This window comes from Achromobacter sp., assembly GCF_050285565.1.
Classification (GTDB): domain Bacteria; phylum Pseudomonadota; class Gammaproteobacteria; order Burkholderiales; family Burkholderiaceae_B; genus Achromobacter.
In genome coordinates this window covers 106,061-122,810 of record NZ_JBLZXG010000009.1, presented here as the reverse complement: position 1 = coordinate 122,810, position 16,750 = coordinate 106,061, and the positions used below count along the sequence as shown (strand labels likewise).

The 16,750-nt window shown below is 70.2% G+C and carries 14 protein-coding genes and 1 riboswitch; of the genes, 9 read left to right on the top strand and 5 right to left on the bottom strand.

Going from position 1 to position 16,750, the window contains the following annotated elements; all coding sequences use genetic code 11:
* Positions 1 to 89: 89 nt before the first annotated feature.
* From ACN6O8_RS19645 to trpB, 3 genes are all read right to left on the bottom strand, one after another.
* Complete coding sequence (locus ACN6O8_RS19645) at positions 90 to 2,507, bottom strand: DNA internalization-related competence protein ComEC/Rec2 (protein ID WP_427992822.1); 2,418 nt, start codon at positions 2,505 to 2,507, stop codon at positions 90 to 92.
* Between the two features lie 198 nt (positions 2,508 to 2,705).
* Positions 2,706 to 3,497 (bottom strand): tryptophan synthase subunit alpha, encoded by a 792-nt coding sequence (gene trpA, locus ACN6O8_RS19640; protein ID WP_427992666.1) that lies wholly within the window; start codon positions 3,495 to 3,497, stop codon positions 2,706 to 2,708.
* Positions 3,494 to 4,702, bottom strand: coding sequence for a tryptophan synthase subunit beta (gene trpB, locus ACN6O8_RS19635; RefSeq protein ID WP_427992665.1), 1,209 nt, complete (start codon positions 4,700 to 4,702; stop codon positions 3,494 to 3,496). The genes trpA and trpB overlap by 4 nt, the downstream gene beginning before the upstream one ends.
* A 104-nt stretch (positions 4,703 to 4,806) precedes the next feature.
* Between trpB and ACN6O8_RS19630 the strand changes: the two genes are divergently transcribed.
* A complete protein-coding gene (locus ACN6O8_RS19630; protein ID WP_427992664.1) occupies positions 4,807 to 5,676 on the top strand; it encodes a LysR substrate-binding domain-containing protein in 870 nt (289 codons plus the stop codon).
* A gap of 119 nt (positions 5,677 to 5,795) precedes the next feature.
* Positions 5,796 to 7,328 carry a flagellin gene (locus ACN6O8_RS19625; protein WP_427992663.1) on the top strand — a complete coding sequence of 511 codons (1,533 nt, stop codon included), beginning with the start codon at positions 5,796 to 5,798 and terminating at the stop codon, positions 7,326 to 7,328.
* A gap of 35 nt (positions 7,329 to 7,363) precedes the next feature.
* Here ACN6O8_RS19625 and ACN6O8_RS19620 read toward each other — a convergent pair whose 3' ends face one another.
* Entirely contained in the window at positions 7,364 to 8,620 is a 1,257-nt protein-coding gene (locus ACN6O8_RS19620) for a hypothetical protein (RefSeq protein ID WP_427992662.1), read from the bottom strand.
* Between the two features lie 281 nt (positions 8,621 to 8,901).
* On the opposite strand from ACN6O8_RS19620, the gene ACN6O8_RS19615 reads away from it, so the two are divergent.
* The 7 genes from ACN6O8_RS19615 to ACN6O8_RS19585 all read left to right on the top strand — a co-directional run bounded on the left by ACN6O8_RS19615 (position 8,902) and on the right by ACN6O8_RS19585 (position 15,823).
* Positions 8,902 to 9,522 (top strand): diguanylate cyclase, encoded by a 621-nt coding sequence (locus tag ACN6O8_RS19615; RefSeq protein ID WP_427992661.1) that lies wholly within the window; start codon positions 8,902 to 8,904, stop codon positions 9,520 to 9,522.
* Between the two features lie 158 nt (positions 9,523 to 9,680).
* Positions 9,681 to 9,998, top strand: a complete 318-nt coding sequence (locus tag ACN6O8_RS19610) for a co-chaperone GroES (protein ID WP_427992660.1) — start codon at positions 9,681 to 9,683, stop codon at positions 9,996 to 9,998.
* Between the two features lie 31 nt (positions 9,999 to 10,029).
* On the top strand, positions 10,030 to 11,652 hold the full coding sequence (gene groL / locus ACN6O8_RS19605; protein ID WP_427992659.1) for a chaperonin GroEL: 1,623 nt from the start codon (positions 10,030 to 10,032) through the stop codon (positions 11,650 to 11,652).
* A gap of 255 nt (positions 11,653 to 11,907) precedes the next feature.
* Positions 11,908 to 12,351 carry an Hsp20/alpha crystallin family protein gene (locus ACN6O8_RS19600; RefSeq protein ID WP_427992658.1) on the top strand — a complete coding sequence of 148 codons (444 nt, stop codon included), beginning with the start codon at positions 11,908 to 11,910 and terminating at the stop codon, positions 12,349 to 12,351.
* 30 nt (positions 12,352 to 12,381) lie between these two features.
* Complete coding sequence (locus tag ACN6O8_RS19595) at positions 12,382 to 12,768, top strand: Hsp20/alpha crystallin family protein (protein ID WP_427992657.1); 387 nt, start codon at positions 12,382 to 12,384, stop codon at positions 12,766 to 12,768.
* A gap of 210 nt (positions 12,769 to 12,978) precedes the next feature.
* Positions 12,979 to 14,880 carry a tetratricopeptide repeat protein gene (locus tag ACN6O8_RS19590; RefSeq protein WP_427992656.1) on the top strand — a complete coding sequence of 634 codons (1,902 nt, stop codon included), beginning with the start codon at positions 12,979 to 12,981 and terminating at the stop codon, positions 14,878 to 14,880.
* Positions 14,881 to 15,061: 181 nt separating this feature from the next.
* Positions 15,062 to 15,823, top strand: a complete 762-nt coding sequence (locus tag ACN6O8_RS19585; protein ID WP_427992655.1) for an SDR family oxidoreductase — start codon at positions 15,062 to 15,064, stop codon at positions 15,821 to 15,823.
* 15 nt (positions 15,824 to 15,838) lie between these two features.
* On the opposite strand, the gene ACN6O8_RS19580 is transcribed toward ACN6O8_RS19585, so the two are convergent.
* Complete coding sequence (locus ACN6O8_RS19580) at positions 15,839 to 16,453, bottom strand: ABC transporter ATP-binding protein (protein ID WP_427992654.1); 615 nt, start codon at positions 16,451 to 16,453, stop codon at positions 15,839 to 15,841.
* A 109-nt stretch (positions 16,454 to 16,562) separates the two neighbouring features.
* A riboswitch (TPP riboswitch) is annotated at positions 16,563 to 16,697 on the top strand.
* Positions 16,698 to 16,750: the final 53 nt, after the last annotated feature.

Here is a 16,750-nt window from a genome sequence, read left to right as displayed (position 1 = left end):
GAGCCTACCGGGCGAAGGGGCGCCCGCCACGCCGGCCGCGCCGCGACCGCGCGCCAAGCCCGGCCCGAGCGCCTTGCGGCCCCCGCCCGTCAGCGCCCGTGCCAATAACGCCGCTGGCGCTCGCGCTGGGCCCAGACCCGCAGCCCGCCGGCACGCGACTCCGCCATCACCGCCCCGTCGCGGTCGCTGCGCCAGAACGCGGCGCCGGCACGCAGCCAGCGCCGCTGCACCGCCGGCGCCGGATGGCCAAAACGGCTCAGATAGCCGCATTGCGCGATCGCGTGACCGGCCCGCGACGCCATCACCAGCTCGCGGCCGGAGGATCCGCCCGAGCCGTGATGCGGCGCCAGCACGATATCGGTCGGCGGCAGGCCCAGCGCGGCCAGCTCGCGCTCCTGCGCCACGCCGATGTCGCCAGTCAGCAGCAGCGAATGGCCGGCCCCCTCCACCCGCAGCACGCAACTGCTGGCATTGCGGTCGCCGCCTTGATCCCGGGTGCCCGCGGCCGGATGCAGGAACGTGAAACTCACGCCATCGACCCGCCAGCCATCCCCGCGTTCGCAGCGCAGCATCCGCGCCGGCGGCGCATCGCCGATGGCGGCCGGCCACACGCGCGCATCGCGTTGCAGCCACGCCGCCAGGTCGAACGACGCATAGCTGCGCGCCGCCGGCACCGTCGCCAGCACCGAACGGGTGCCACCCACGTGATCCAGGTCCGCGTGCGACAGCACCAGCACGTCCAGCCGGCCAATGCCGCGCGCCAGCAACTGCGGCGCGATCACGCGCTCGCCCGCGTCGCCGCCGCCGAAGTGTCGCGGCCCCGCATCGAACAACAGCGACTGGCTGGCGGTTTCCACCAGGATCGCGCTGCCCTGGCCGATATCCATGGCGCTCATGCGCCAATAGCCGGGCTCCGGCCGCGCCGGCCGCCAACACAGCAAGGGCAGCATGCACAGCCAGCCCACCCGCCGTAACGGCCAGCCCGGCGCCTGCAAGGCCCACACCATGCCCGCCAACGCCCACAGCAACCACGGCCACGGCGCCGCCGCCACCGTGAAGCTGGCCCACTCGGCATTGGCCACCCGCGCCACCACCGCCATGGCCGCGCCGAACCCGGCCGCCCCAGCGTGGCCGGCGAAGGCGGCCAGCGCCGCCATGCCGGGAGTCACCGACAACAGCGCGCAGACCAGGGCCAGGGGCGTGACCAGGAACGTCACCGCCGGGATCGCCACCGCATTGGCCAACGGCGCCCCCAGCGACACCTGATGCACCAGGAACGCCAGCAGTGGCGTCAAGCCCAGCGTCACGGTCAGTTGCAGGCGCGTGGCCTGCGCCAGGGCCGCGGCCGCGCGCCGGCGCCAGCCCGCGTGGGCATCGCGCGGCGCCTGCGCCACGCGCAACAGGATCGCCACGGCGCCGAATGACAGCCAGAAACCCGCCGCCAGCGGCGCCCAGGGATCCAGCAGCACCACCGCCGCCGCCGCGAACGCCAGCACCCGCCCCGCCGATACCCGCAAGCGCGACCACACGGCCGCCAGCACCAACAGCAACATGAAGAAGGTGCGCCGCGATGGCACGCCCCAGCCCGCCAGCAGGCAATACGCCAGCCCGGCCACCGCCGCGGCGGCACCGCCCGCGATGCGCGCCGGCACGACCTCGGCCAGGCCCAGGCCGCGCCAGCGCGCGCGCCGCCACCCGGCCGCCAGCAGCCAGGCCGCCAGCCCGGCGATCGAGGTGACGTGCATGCCGCTGATGGACACCAGGTGGGTGATGCCGGCGCGGTTGAAGACGCGCCAGTCTTCGCGCGCCACCCCTGCCTGGTCGCCGATCGCCAGCGCCACCAGCACCGGCGCGTAGCGGTGGCCGTCCAGCGCGCGCCGCATGCCCTCGCGCACCCGGTGGCGCGTGCGTTCGATGGCCACGCCGGCCGAGGCCCAGGGCCGGTCGTCCAGCAGACGCGGCTGCCCGCGCACCGTGCCGGTGGCGCGCACGCCGCGCGCGAACAGACGCGCTTCGCCGTCCGGCGCGTCAGGGTTGAGCGGCGCATGCGGCCGGCGCAGTACCAGCGCCATGCGCCATATCTGCCCGGGTATCACCTGCGGCAAGCGCGGCGGCCCCTGGCCCGGCGCGCGCGGCTGCCCGCCCTGCCGCCCGTCTGCCACGGCGCCTTGCGGCGCCAGCCACGACACCAGGATGCGCCTGGGAATGCCGGCTTGCGCCGGCCCCACCTGCTCGGCGGTGAAGCGCACCCCGCGCGCATCGTCGTCAGGCAGTTCGGCCACGCGCAGCACCAGCCGCGCCACCGCGTCCTGGTGGACGTCGGCCAGCGCATCATCCAGCCGCCGCTGCGCCTGCCAGGCGGCATCGAGCGCGCCGAGCAGCAGGCCCAGGATCAACGGCGCCACCACCCCGGCCATGCGCCCCGGCCAGCGGCGCGCGGCCAGCGGCACCAGCGCGCAGGCCACGCCCGCCGCGATGTAGAACCCGCCGCCCGGCAAGGCCGCCAAGCCCTGCACCGCCCCCGCGCCCGCCACCACGGCCAGGCAGAATATGCGCCCTTTGATGTCCGCCTCCTGCAATACGGATCAGCATAGGGCCCGGGCGCGCGCGCCGGATCAATCAGTGAACGGGTTTGTCCACCTCGGCCGGCCGCAAGCGCGCACGGTGCCGCGCCGCCACCGCGCGCGGGCCGTCAGCGCCGCGATTCAACGCGCCGTCCGCGCCGCGCCGGCCAGCAGCCGGACTTCCGCCAGTGCCGCGGCCACCCCGCCGGCCGCCAGGGTCTCGACCAGCCGCGTGCCCACGGCAACCAGATCCGCGTGGCGGCCCACGGCGCGCGCCTGCGCCGCGGTGCGCACGCCGAAGCCCGCCGCGATAGGCAGGCGGGTGCGGGCCCTGACCCGCGCCAGCACGCCCGCGATCATGTCTTCGGCAGGCAGCGCGGCACCCGTCGTGCCGGCCAGCATGACGTGGTACACGAACCCGCTGGCGCCGGCCAGCACCTGCTCCAGGCGTTGATCCGGCGTGGTCGGCGCGGTCATCTTGATGATGGCGATGCCGTGCCGCCGCGCCAGCCGTTCAATGCCGGCGGCGTGCTCGGGCGACAGATCCACCACGATCAGGCCATCGACGCCGGCCCAGGCCGCGTCGGCCATGAAGCTGGCCGCTTCGTAACGCATCAATGGGTTCAGATAGCCCATCAGCACCACCGGCGTGTGCGCGTCGTCCTCGCGGAAGGCGGCGACCAGGTCGAGCGTGCGCCGCAGCGTCTGCCCCGCCTTCAGCGCGCGCGCGTTGGCCCGTTGCAGCACCGGGCCGTCGGCGATCGGGTCGCTGAACGGCATGCCCAGTTCGATCACATCCGCGCCCGCCGCGGGCAGGCCTTTCAGCAGGGCCAGGCAGTCTTCATAGCAGGGATCGCCCGCCGTGAAGTAGGCCGCCAGGCCCGCGCGGCCGGCGGCGCGCAGGCCGGCCAGGGTTCGTTCAAGCCGGCTCATCGCGCGACCTCCGTGAATTGCAGCACCGAATCCATGTCCTTGTCGCCGCGTCCGCTCAGGCAGACCACCAGCGCCTGGTCGGGCCCCATGCGCGGCGCCAGCTTCCTGGCATAAGCCAGCGCATGCGCGCTTTCCAGCGCGGGAATGATGCCCTGCCGCCGCGTCAGCCAGACGAACGCGTCGACCGCCTCGGCATCGGTGACCGACTCGTAGACGACGCGCCCCGTGTCGTGCAACAACGCATGCTCCGGCCCGACGCCCGGGTAATCGAGGCCGGCCGAAATCGAATGCGCATTCTGGATCTGGCCATCCGCGTCCTGCAGGAAATAGCTGCGGCAGCCATGCAGCACGCCGGGCGCGCCCTCGCCGATGCTGGCCGCGTGCTCGGCGGTGTGGGTGCCGCGCCCGCCCGCCTCGACCCCGAACAGCCGCACGCCCGCGTCATTCAGGAACGGATAGAAAAAGCCGATGGCGTTGGAACCGCCGCCGACGCACGCCACCATCGCATCCGGCAGCCGGCCCGTCTTCGCGACGATCTGCGCCCGGGTTTCCTCGCCGATCACCTTCTGCAATTCGCGCACCAGCCAGGGATAGGGATGCGGCCCGGCGCCGGTTCCCAGCAGGTAATAGGTGTCGTCCGGCCGCGCGATCCAGTCGCGGATGGCGGCGTTCATCGCATCCTTCAAAGTGGCGCTGCCGTCGCGCACCGGCCGCACCTGGGCGCCCAGCATCTGCATGCGTGCCACATTGGAAGACTGGCGCGCAACATCGACGGCGCCCATGTACACCACGCATTCCAGGCCGTACAACGCGCACACCGTGGCCGTGGCGACGCCGTGCTGCCCCGCGCCGGTCTCGGCGATGATGCGCCGCTTGCCCATGCGCCGCGCCAACAGCACCTGGCCCAGGCAATTGTTGATCTTGTGGGCGCCGGTGTGATTCAGGTCTTCGCGCTTCAGAAACACCCGCGCCCCGCCCAACTCGTCGCTGATCGCCGCGGCATGCAGCAATGGGCTGGGACGCCCCACATAGTCGGCCAGCATGGCGCGGTATTCGGCCCAGAAGCCGGGTTCGTCCCGCACGGCGCGATAGGTGCGTTCCAGGGCGTCCAGCGCCGGCACCAGCGTTTCGGGCATGTAACGGCCGCCGTAGCCGCCGAACTGCCCCGCCGCATCGGGAAACTCAGGATGGGAGATAAAAGACATAATTTCAGGCCTTGGAGAACATGGACACCATGGTATCCAGCGAAATCCCCGGAATAAATCATAGATTTCTTGCGCCTCGATATGAGATTTTCTAATATCAAGCCATGCGAAGCCTCCCCCCGATGAACTCGTTGCGCTTCTTCGACAGCGCCGCCCGCCACCTCAACCTGTCGCTGGCCGCGCAAGAGCTTGGCGTCTCGCACAGCGCGGTCAGCCAGCAGATCCGCCTGCTCGAGACCTGGCTGGGCGACAAGCTGTTCGAACGCCATTCGGAAGGCGTGCGGCTCACCGCCGCCGGTCAGGATCTGCAACGCGTGTGCCAGCCGGCGTTCGACATGCTCGAACAGCGCCTCGCGCAATTGCGCGGCCGCTCGGCGTCGCCGCAGGTGGTGGTCGGCGCGCCCGCCAGCCTGCTGTCCAACTGGATCATTCCCCGGCTGGAACATTTCGAGCGCGACCACCCCGGCCTCCAGGTGCGGCTGCAAACCGCCACCGACATCGCCCTGCTGGAGCGGCGCGTCATCGATGTGCTGATCGTGGCCGACGAGCACCGCTCGCCCGGCATCCAGGCGCTACCCCTGTTCCGCGAAACCGTGGGGCCGGTCTGCACGCCCGGACTGGCCCGGCGTATCCACGCGCCCGCCGACGTCCTGGGCGCGCCGTTGCTGCATACCGCCTCGCGTCCCGCCGCCTGGGAACACTGGGCGCGGGCATGCGGCGTGACACTGGACACGCGCCCGCCCGGGCGCGAATTCGACCAACTCGGCCACATGCTCGAAGCCGCGGCGGTGGGTCTGGGCATCGGCATCGCGCCCCGGGAGCTGGTGCTGGCCGACCTGCGCGCGGGCCGGCTGGCCGCGCCGCTCGGCTTCCAGGAAACCGGCGGCCGCTTCACCCTCTATGCGCGCGCCGATGCCCCGGACCGCGTGAACGATCTGCTGCGCGGGCTGAAAGCGCAGGCGCCGTCCGACTGAAAGCGCCGCCGTGGTCATGTCGGACGCCACGCGCCTCGGATCGATCCGGGATTCGGGCGTGAATCGAGACGGCCAGCCCACCAACGGCTAGCATTTCCCGTCTCGAATTGGATAAACCCATGCCCTCGATCAGAACCCAGACCCTGTCATTGCGGGCACGAAACCACCTGGCCAGATCGGAATCGGCGCAGGGCGTGGCCGTGGAACGCCTATCCTCGGGGCTGCGCATCAACCACGCGGCCGACGATGCCGCCGGCAACGCCGTCGCCAACCACTTCACCGCCCACATACGCGGACAGCACCAGGCGGCGCGCAACGCCAATGACGGCATCTCGCTGGCGCAGACCATCGAGGGCGCGCTGGGCGAAATGGGCCATAGCCTGCAACGCGTCCGCGAACTCACGGTACAGGCGCAGAACGGCAGCAACTCCCTTACAGACCTGCAGGCCATCCAGGCCGAGATCGACCAGCAACTGGGCGAGATCGAGCGCATTTCCCACCAGACCCGCTTCAACCACCTGGAAGCCCTGTCCCAGGACGCCGACCTGACGATCCAGACGGGCGTGCATGACGGCGATACCCTCGACATCAAGACCCGCCGCATCGACACCCAGACCCTGAACCTGGAGCGGCTCGACGTGGTGCACGATCCACGGCTGGGCGCCAGCACCGACAAGACGGTCGTCAGCGGCCAGGCCGAGCCCGCGCCGCCGGTCGCCGCGCCGCCGCCCGTGACGGCGCCACCCGCGACCACCACCACTGCCACCCTGCACATCCGGATCGGCCCCACCGTCCTGACCCGCCTCCACGCGCACGTGTTCCGCTACGATTTCAATGGCGCACCGCGCTACATCGTGCAGGAACATGGCGCCATCGCGCCCCTGAGCGTCAGCAACTACCGTCTGGATCCGCTGCCCCTTCCCGCCGGCGGCATGCTCGATATCGACCTCGCCACGTTGCCCACGGTCGATTTCGCAACAATGAGCCCGGCCGAACAGGCGGCGCTGGCCACCGCGACGGCCCATTTTGCCGGCTCGGCCATCACGGTTCCCGCGGCGCCGGCGGCTACGCCCGCGCCCGCGCCGGCGCCGCCGCCTGCCGCCCTTGCGCCCGCGGCCGATGTCGTTCAGAAAGACACGCCCATCAGGCTGTTGGATTTCCTGCGCAGCCTCGCGCCCGTCCCCACCACCGAAGACGGCCGCCCCCTGTTCGACGCCGACACCAAGGTCCACTACCTGGTGAACGCCAGCGGGCAGGCGAATGGCGAATATGTCATCAGCGGCAGCGACGGCAACTTCTACGACATCAGCATTGCGCCCAGCGGCGAGGTGTCCTTCAAGCCCAAGGACGCGCCCCCGACCGTCAACCTCAAGGTCGCCCCCATGAAGCGCGTGGCCGACGCGATGGAACAGGTGGACAGCCTGCGCGGCGAGCTGGGCGCGATGCAGCATCGACTGGGTTCGGTCGTCACCAACCTCACCCACACCGCCGACATCCTCAACCAGGCCCGCAGCCGCATCGAAGACGCCGACTACGCCATCGAAACCTCCAACCTGGCACGGCAACAGATCCTGCGGCAGGCCAGCACGGTGGCGCTGACGCAGGCCAACCAACTGGCGCAGAACGTATTGGCGTTGCTGCAGGAGGGATAAGGGGTCAATGGCGATGCAGCCAAGGGCTCGCCCACTCAGTCCGTCACCAGATAGGCCTCGCCACCCGCCTTCAGATACGGCCGCAGGGCCTTGAACGGCACGCTGCCGTGGGTACCGAGGCAGGCGCCCGAGGCGTGCCCCACGCCGGACACCGACAGGCTCAACGCGCCCGGCGTCAAGGTCCCCATCGCCAGGTATTGCGGCCAGAGATCGGCGCAGTCCTCCAGGTTGGGATGCCGCTCGCCCTGGTTCTCGGGCGGACCGGCCTTGACCACCTGGTCCACCAGGCCAAGCAGGGCCGCGCTGGGCTCGCGGCCGATGCCGCGCTTGCCCGGCGCGTAGGCGTCGAACACGCGGTTCCAGTCCAGGTATTCACCGCGCAGCAGATCGAAGGTGTACGGCTCGAAATGATTGAAGGGATGCGCGCCGCCGCAATCCAGGCTGCCCGCTTCGGTCACGGTCATCAGGGCGCGCGACAGCCAGGCGACGTTGATGTTTTCATCATCGAACCCGCCCAGCGTGCCGCCGGCCGGATTCTGGCTGGTATAGGCGAATGCCATGCATTCCAATGCGCCCAGGCTCTTGCGCCAGTGGCGTTGTTCCAGCAGGTAATTGACGCGCCGCATGACCTGCGGATCGGGGTGGCGGCTGAGCCGCGGATAGGAAAACCTGGTGCGAGGGTCTTGCCACATGCGGTAGGCCACCGCGCCCGCGCCGACCTCCTGGCCCACGGGCTTGGCATGGCCGGCCAGCTTCAGGGTTTCATAGGGCGCGCGCGTGGCGTCGATGCCGGCCTGGAGATCGATGTCGCCCAGATCGGCCTGCGCGGCGCGCGCCTTGGCGCGGTCGCGTTCGAGTTGCCCGGTGTCGTAGCCCGCCACCCGCCGCAGGTCGAAGCGGCGCTGCTTGCCGGTGCGCGTGTCGGTCCATTGCCCGCGATAACCCTGGGCGTCGCGCGTGCCTTGCCAACTGGCGGCGCGGTCGGCCGGGTCGATGTCAGCCTTGTCCGTGGCGGGCGGACGCGCCGGGTGGGGCCTGGGCTCGTACAGAATGTCGCCGGCGCCGCGCAAGGGGATGTCGACGCCACGTTTGGGGTAGAAATAACGTCCGCTCACCACCGCGTCCGCGGCGGCCGCATCGTCCAGTTCCAGCACCACCTCGCCAACCCCTTGCAACGTGCCCTTGTAGACGGTGCGCTGGGCGGCTTCGGCGTGCGCGGCCATCAGCGACAGGACGGCGAGCGCCACGGCGCCCAGGCAATGAACGGGGGGTCGAACAAGGGACGACGGCATGGGGATGGCGCACTCGCGAATTGAGGTGGGGCCAATATAGCCGAGTCCCTTCTCTGGCCGTCACCCGCAGGCGGGTTCGCCTGCCGGGACCGCGCAAGCGCCGCGAAGCCAGGGCGGCGCGGTCACCCGCGCGGCTCTCACGCGCGGACGATGCATCACGATAGTGGCGTAAAAGCGGATGCCGGCCGCGATCTTGAGGATCGCCACCCGAAGCGATAAATTTGCTCCAGCGAAATCGTTACCGTGGCCTGCCCCGCGGGCCCCTCGTTGGAGTCGCACGCATGGATATCATCGAGACGATCGCCGCGCACGCCACCGCGCTGCAACGCCCGCTCTACGCCGTGACGGCCAGCGCCATCCGCAAGGCCGACACGCCCCTCATCCTCACCCTGCACTGGCACGGCTTTCACCGCGGCTGCCAAGCCGGCGGCGCGCCGCGTCCGGTTGCCGGCTCGGCGGTCCAGCTCAACCTGCGCTGGCATGACTTCGCCGTGCTCGACCGCGCCATCGTCGACGCCGGCTGGGCGCTCGGCGCGTGGGACGTGGAGCGGATCGCGCGCCCCCCCTGGTGGCGCCTGAACGCGCCGGCGGCCGAGGCGCTGGCCGGTCATCGCGCCTTCGCCGATTATTCCGGTCCGCATTCCGAAGCGGATGCGGTCGTGGTGGAAGCGCCCGATCAACAGACCCTGGTCGAGCTGGCCGCGCGCAAGGGCTATGTGCGCTGGCTGTTCCGCCCGCGCAAGGGCGGGTTGTGGCGCCTGGTGGATGGCGACGATTGCACGCTGCAAGCCGATGGCGGACGCGTCCCGCCCTGCCCCGTGCCCTTGCAGGCCGAGGGCCCGGAGCTGCGCCGCAACGTGATCTACCGGCTCGGCCGTGGCCACGGCCTATGGACGCCGTGAAGTTACATTCTGAATCAATCAGGCCTCTTGAAGCGCCTTGGCGGCGCCCATAAATTTTCTGCGCATCCCCATGGCGGGAAGCACGGTGCGTTGCCGCCCTGCGGCGGCGGCGCGTCGGCATTCACTTTTTGATGATCAAGACTTCAGGAGATTGAGTCATGAAGATCCGTCCCCTCTATGACCGGATTGTCGTCAAGCGAATCGAACAACAGCGCAAAACCGCGTCCGGCATCGTCATTCCCGACTCGGCCGCCGAAAAGCCCGAGCAAGGCGAAGTCCTCGCGGTAGGCCAAGGCAAGCGCAACACCGACGGCTCCCTGCGCGAGCCCGAACTCAAGGTGGGCGACCACGTCCTTTTCGGCAAGTACGCGGGCCAGACCGTGAAGGTCGATGGCGAGGAGCTGCTGGTCATGCGCGAAGACGATGTCTTCGCCGTGCTCACGCCGCAGGACAAGCAATTGAAGAAGGCCGCCTGAGGCCCGGCCATTGCGAATTGAGGAGCAGAAAATGAGTGCCAAAGACGTCAAATTCCACGATAACGCCCGCACCCGCGTGGTCAAGGGCGTCAACATCCTGGCCGACGCCGTCAAGGTGACGCTCGGCCCCAAGGGCCGCAACGTGCTGCTCGAACGCAGCTTCGGCGCCCCCGTCATCACCAAGGATGGGGTCTCGGTCGCCAAGGAAATCGAACTGAAGGACAAGTTCGAGAACATGGGCGCGCAGATCGTCAAGCAGGTCGCCTCCAAGACCGCCGACGTGGCCGGTGACGGCACCACCACCGCCACCGTGCTGGCGCAGGCCATCGTGCAGGAAGGCATGAAATACGTGGCCTCGGGCATGAACCCGATGGACCTCAAGCGCGGCATCGACCAGGCCGTCGCCGGCGTGGTCGACGCGCTGCGCAAGCTGTCCAAGCCGATCTCCACCAGCAAGGAAACGGCGCAGGTGGCGGCGCTGTCGGCCAACGCCGACGAAGCCATCGGCAAGATCATCGCCGACGCCATGGACAAGGTCGGGCGTGAAGGCGTCATTACGGTCGAGGACGGCAAGTCGCTCGACAACGAGCTGGACATCGTCGAAGGCATGCAGTTCGACCGCGGCTACCTGAGCCCCTACTTCATCACCGACCCCGACAAGCAGGTGGCCCAGCTCGATGATCCGCTGGTGCTGCTGTACGACAAGAAGATTTCCAATGTGCGCGAACTGCTGCCGGTGCTGGAAAGCGCCGCCAAGGCCGGCAAGCCGCTGCTGATCGTGGCCGAGGATGTCGAGGGCGAAGCGCTGGCCACCCTGGTGGTCAACGCCATGCGCGGCGTGCTCAAGGTCACCGCGGTCAAGGCGCCGGGCTTCGGCGACCGCCGCAAGGCCATGCTGGAGGACATTGCCATCCTCACCGGCGCCACCGTGATCTCCGAAGAAACCGGCAAGCAGCTCGACAAGGCCACACTGGAAGATCTGGGCAGCGCCAAGCGCATCGAGGTGCGCAAGGAAGACACCATCATCATCGACGGCGCCGGCAAGCAGGAGGCCATCGATGCGCGCGTCAAGACGCTGCGCAAGCAGATCGAGGACGCCACCAGCGACTACGACCGCGAGAAGCTGCAGGAGCGCGTGGCCAAGCTGGCCGGCGGCGTGGCGGTGATCAAGGTTGGCGCGGCGACCGAAGTCGAGATGAAGGAGAAGAAAGACCGCGTCGACGATGCCCTGCACGCGACCCGCGCCGCGGTCGAGGAAGGCATCGTGCCGGGCGGCGGCGTGGCGCTGCTGCGCGCCCGCGCGGCCATCCAGGATCTGAAGGGCGCCAACGCCGACCAGGACGCCGGCATCCGCATCGTGCGGCGCGCGCTGGAAGCGCCGCTGCGCGCCATCGTCGCAAACGCGGGCGAGGAGCCGTCGGTGGTGGTGGCCAAGGTGGCGGATGCCAAGGGCAACTACGGCTACAACGCCGCCACGGGCGAATACGGCGACCTGGTCGAGATCGGCGTGGTCGATCCGACCAAGGTCACCCGCACCGCGCTGCAGAACGCGGCCTCGATCGCCGGCCTGATCCTGACCACGGATGCGACCGTGGCCCAGGCCGCCGAAGAGACCAAGCCGCAGGCGGCGCCCGCCGAGGCCATGGACTTCTGATCGGCCGCTGACAACCCGCGGCAGTGACAGGCATCGCGCCCTCGGCGCGGTGCCTTTTTTTCGCCACGCGAGGTTCGCGCGCCGCCGCCGCGACGGCATCTATCGCCCCCGGCCGGACGATTTTTCCAATCAAACGCCGCGCCCCTTGAATCCGCGCGCCGAGCACCTATATCTCACTTGAAGCGATCGGATGGCGCGCGTTGGCCACGGCGCGACGCGGCCCCGGTCCCTGTCCAACCATCTTGGGAGGTAAACATGGCTAACTACCCCTTCACCGATACCGGTGTCGAGTCCTTCTTCGACGCGGTCCAGGAACAGATGGACCGTATCCTGCGCGGCGCGGGCCTGCCCGCCAACCTGCGCGCCCTGCCCCGCGGCCATTTCCCGCCGGTCAACATCGGCGTGTCCGATGACGTGGCGGTGGTGGTGGCATTCATTCCAGGCATCGATCCGGACACCTTGAAAGTGTCCATGGAAAAGGGATTGCTGACGATCAGCGGCACGCGCCAGGCCCAGCCCCTGCCCGAGAACGCGCGCTACTACGCCCGCGAACGCGCCGAGGGTTCCTTCTCGCGCGCCATCGAGCTGCCGGCCGACGTCGACGCGGACAACGTCGAGGCGCGCTACGTCGATGGCTGCCTGCTGGTATCCATCAAGAAGAAGGAGTCCTCCAAGCCGCGCCTCATCCCGGTGCAGTGACGCCCGCCGCATTATCCAGGAGAAAAGATCATGAATACGCGTAACGAAATCGTCGTCGAACAGGAAGGCCGCGCGCCCGAGCGCCGTCCCGCCACCCTGCCCGCCGTGGACATCTTCGAGGATACGGCCGGCGTCACCGTCATCGCCGACCTGCCCGGCGTCACCAAGGAGCGCCTGAACATCAAGGTGGAATCCGACGTGTTGCTCATCGAAGGCGAGGCCGCCGTGCAGGTGCCGCAGGGCCTGCGGCTGATCCACGGCGAGCTGCGCGAACCGCTGTTCCGCCGCTCGTTCCGCCTGAGTCCGGAATTCGACAAGGACGCGATCAGCGCCAACCTCAAGCAAGGGGTCCTGACGCTGCGCGTGCCGCGCGTGCGTGAAGCGCAGCCGCGCCAGATTCCGGTCACGGTGGCGTAAGCGATATGCCGCGCCGCGGTGGGCGCCAGGCCTGCCGCGGCGCGTCTTCATGCCCGCTCCGCCCGCCGCCGCGTCGCCTTCGCGGCATCGCGAATACGCGCCGCGTTGCGCCCGCCCGCCCCACGCAATGCCCGTCAGTGGCAGTCCGCGCGCGGCGCGGGGATAATGCGAACTCCGACAACGCCACCCTCCCCGCCGAGAGCGCACTTCTTGGGCCCCGCCCCCGACCCCGACCCCGCCGCCCGCCTGTTGACCGTCGGCGAAGCCATCGCCCTGGCTCACGCGCACTGGATCGCCGGCCAGGCGCCTCAGGCAGAACATATCTGCCTGCGCGTGCTGCAAGCAGAGCCGGATCAAGCGGATGCGCGGCATCTGCTGGGTCTGATCGCCCACGCGTATGGTCATCCAGATCTGGCCCTGGCGCATCTGCGCGCGGCGTGCCAGCCGGCAACCGCGCCGGCTGCCTATTGCAGCAATCTGGCCGAAGTCTGCCGCCAGCAGGGGCTGCTGCAGGAAGCCGAAGCGGCCGCGCGGCGCGCGGTCGCCGCGGACCCGGCGCTGGCCGACGCCTGGAACAACCTGGGCATCATCCTGCAGGAGGCAGGCCAGCTCAGCGCCAGTCTTGAATGCCTGCGCCGGGTCGCCGCGTTGCTGCCCGGCAGCGCACAGATCCACAACAATCTGGGCAACACCTGCAAGCGGCTGGGAGATAATCCGCAGGCGCTGGCCCATTATCGTCGCGCGCTGGAACTGGACCCGGACTACGCGCCCGCGCTGAGCAACCTGGCCATGACTTTGGGCGACGAGGGCCGGCACGAGGCCGCCCTGGCCGCGATCCGGCGCGCGATCGAGATCGACCCGCTCATGCCCCAGGCCCATCGGAACCTCGCCGCCCTCGAAGGCGCGCGCAACCGCCCCGCGCCTGTCCATGGCCACGCGGCGCCGCTATCGGCCGCCGCCGCGACCGACGACGAGCGTGCGCGGGCCGAGGCCGAGGCCTTGCTGCAAGCGGATCAATACGCCGCGGCCGAAGCGCTGTTGCGCCAGGCGCTGGCGCGCGGCACGCCAGGCGTGGCGCTGCGACGGCTGCTGGCGCAAGCCTTGCGGCAGCAAGGAAAGCTGCGCGAGGCTCGCGCCGCCCTGGAACAGGTGCTGCACGCCGCTCCCGGCGACGCGGCTTCGCGCTTCGACCTGGCCGAAGTGCTGCTGGCGCTGGGCGATTTCGACGCGGGCTGGCGTGAATACCGCTTCCGCTACCGCCTGGCACACACGGCGATGCTGGCGCGGCACGTGCAGAGACCGCGCTGGGATGGCCGCCCCATTGCCGGCCAGACGCTGCTGATCCATGACGAACAGGGCCATGGCGACACCTTCCAGTTCCTGCAATTGGTGGCGCTGGCCCGCGAGCGCAGCGGCGCGCGCGTCATCCTGGAGGTCAAGGAGGCCTGCCTCGCACTGGCGCGTCGCGCCGGCGGCTTTGACGACATCCTCGCGGCCGGCGCCGCGCCGCCCGCCTTCGACTGCCACTGCGAACTGATGAGCCTGCCCCTGGCGCTGGGACTGCGGCTGGCGGATCTGCCCGCGCGCACGGCCTATCTGCACGCCGACCCGGAGCGCGTGGCGCACTGGCGTGCCCGCCTGGCGCCATTGCCGCGCCCGCTGGTGGGACTGGTATGGGCAGGACGGCCAGACCATCCGCGAGACAGGCAGCGCTCGCTGGCATTGGCCGAACTGGCGGCGCTGGCGCAACCTGGCGTCACATTCATCGGACTGCAGCAGGGCGATGCGGCGGCGCAGGCCGGCACTCCAGTGCCGGGCATGGCGATGGAGTGCCTGAGCCGCGAGATCCGCGACTTCGACGACACCGCGGCAATCCTGACACTGCTTGACCTGCTGATCTCGGTGGATTCGGCTCCGGTGCATCTGGCCGGCGCGCTGGGCCGGCCGGCGTGGGTGCTGCTGCCTTTCGTGCCGGATTGGCGCTGGCTGCTGCACCGCCCGGACACGCCGTGGTATCCGTCAGTGCGCCTGTTCCGCCAACCAGCGGCGCAGGCTTGGCAACCCGTGTTGACCGAAGTCGCCGATGCCTTGCGCGCCGACGCCAAAGAATGACGCGGCGCCACGGCCTGCCGATCTGGCAACGCGCCCGCGTGGCCTTGCCCCCCCCCCCGCGCGTCCGGGAATCGCGAAGGCCCCGGAGCGGCCGGCGTGACGGCGGCCGCTCGCGGGAAGGTATAGTGACCGACGCGGCGCGCCGCCCCCCATCCCTCACTTCGCGACAGGAGACTTCCCCATGACCACCGATTCCCCCGCCCCCGTGATCCTTATCACCGGCGGCAGCCGCGGCGTCGGGGCCGCGACCGCGCGCCTGGCCGCCGCGCAAGGCTATGACGTGGCGATCAGCTATGTCTCGAACGACACGGCCGCGCAGGCCGTGGTGGCCGACGCGCGGGCGAGCGGACGCCGCGCGCTGGCCGTGCGCGCCGACAGCGCCGATCCGCAACAGGTCGCCGACCTGTTCGGCGCCCTCGACCGCGAATTCGGCCGCCTGGACGTGCTGGTCAACAACGCCGCGATCATCGCGCGCCAGTCACGCCTGGAGGATCTGACCTACGAGCGCATGCAGCGGATCTTCGCGGTCAACTCGATCGGCCCGATGCTGTGCGCGCAGCAGGCGGCCCGGCGCATGTCGCAGCGCCACAACGGCCGTGGCGGCGCCATCATCAACGTGTCCTCGGGCGCGGCGCGGCTGGGCAGCCCCAATGAATACGTGGACTATGCCGCCTCGAAAGGCGCGCTGGAGAGCTTCACGATCGGTTTTTCCAAGGAGGTGGCGCGCGAGGGCATCCGCGTGAACTGCGTGCGCCCCGGGCATATCTACACCGAAATGCACGCCAGCGGCGGCGAGCCGGGGCGGGTGGATCGCATCAAGGACAGCGTGCCCATGGGCCGCGGCGGCCAGCCCGAAGAGGTGGCGCGGGCCATCCTGTGGCTGGCCGGCGCCGAGGCCTCGTACATCACCGGGACGTTCGTCGACGTCACGGGCGGCAAATAACTCCGGGACGGCGCGCTAGCGCAGCGCGGCGATGTCCATGACCGTCGCCCCGCAGGCCTGCACCAGTTCGGGATCATGGCTGGCGAACAGCACCAGCCGGTCGCGGCCCCAGGCCATGAACAATTCGGCCAGCGCGCGCCGCGCCGGCGTATCGAGCCCGTTGCTGGGGCCGTCGGCGACGACCACGGCCGGGTCGCCCAGGGCGGCCGCGGTCAGGTAGACCTTGCGGCGCGTGCCCGTGGACATCTGCTCGAAGCGCTTGTCCAGGTGCGGCGCCAGCCCCAGCCGGTCGGCCAGATCCAGCACCGCCGCGTCGAGCTTCACGCCCTTTTCCGCCGCCACCTGCTCGAGCAGCCCGCGCCCGCTCTGCTGCGGCAACGCCAGGCAATTGTCGGGCACGTAGGCCAGGCGCGCCCTGGCCTGGCGCGGCGAACGGGCCAGCGAATGGCCATCGATCCAGACCTCGCCGCCATCGGCCGCGAGCACGCCCGCGACGATGCCGAGCAGGCTGGACTTGCCGGTACTTTCTTCTTCGCACAGCGCCACGCAACCCGGGCCGAAGGTATGCGTCAGCCCCTGGAAAACGGCGTGGTCGCCGTAGCGCTTGGTGAGTTGGTCGATGCGTAGCATGGCGCCAGTGTACGCAGGAACGCCCCGCGCGGCCAGGGCCGGGCGGGCCCCGCTGCGAGGCCCGCCGCGACGCCGCTTGACAAGCCCCCCCGCGCCCTCCGAACATAGCCCCATCCACCCGGGGAGCTTCGGCAAGAAGCTGAGATTCCGATGGCGGCCGCGCCTGGCGCGCGGCGCGCGGCGCGCAGACCCGTTGAACCTGATCCAGACAATGCTGGCGTAGGGAAGGTGCGCATCCCGCCGGCCCGCCACGCCGCGCCATGACGCCCCGCCCCGCCCATTGTCCCCTTGCAAGGA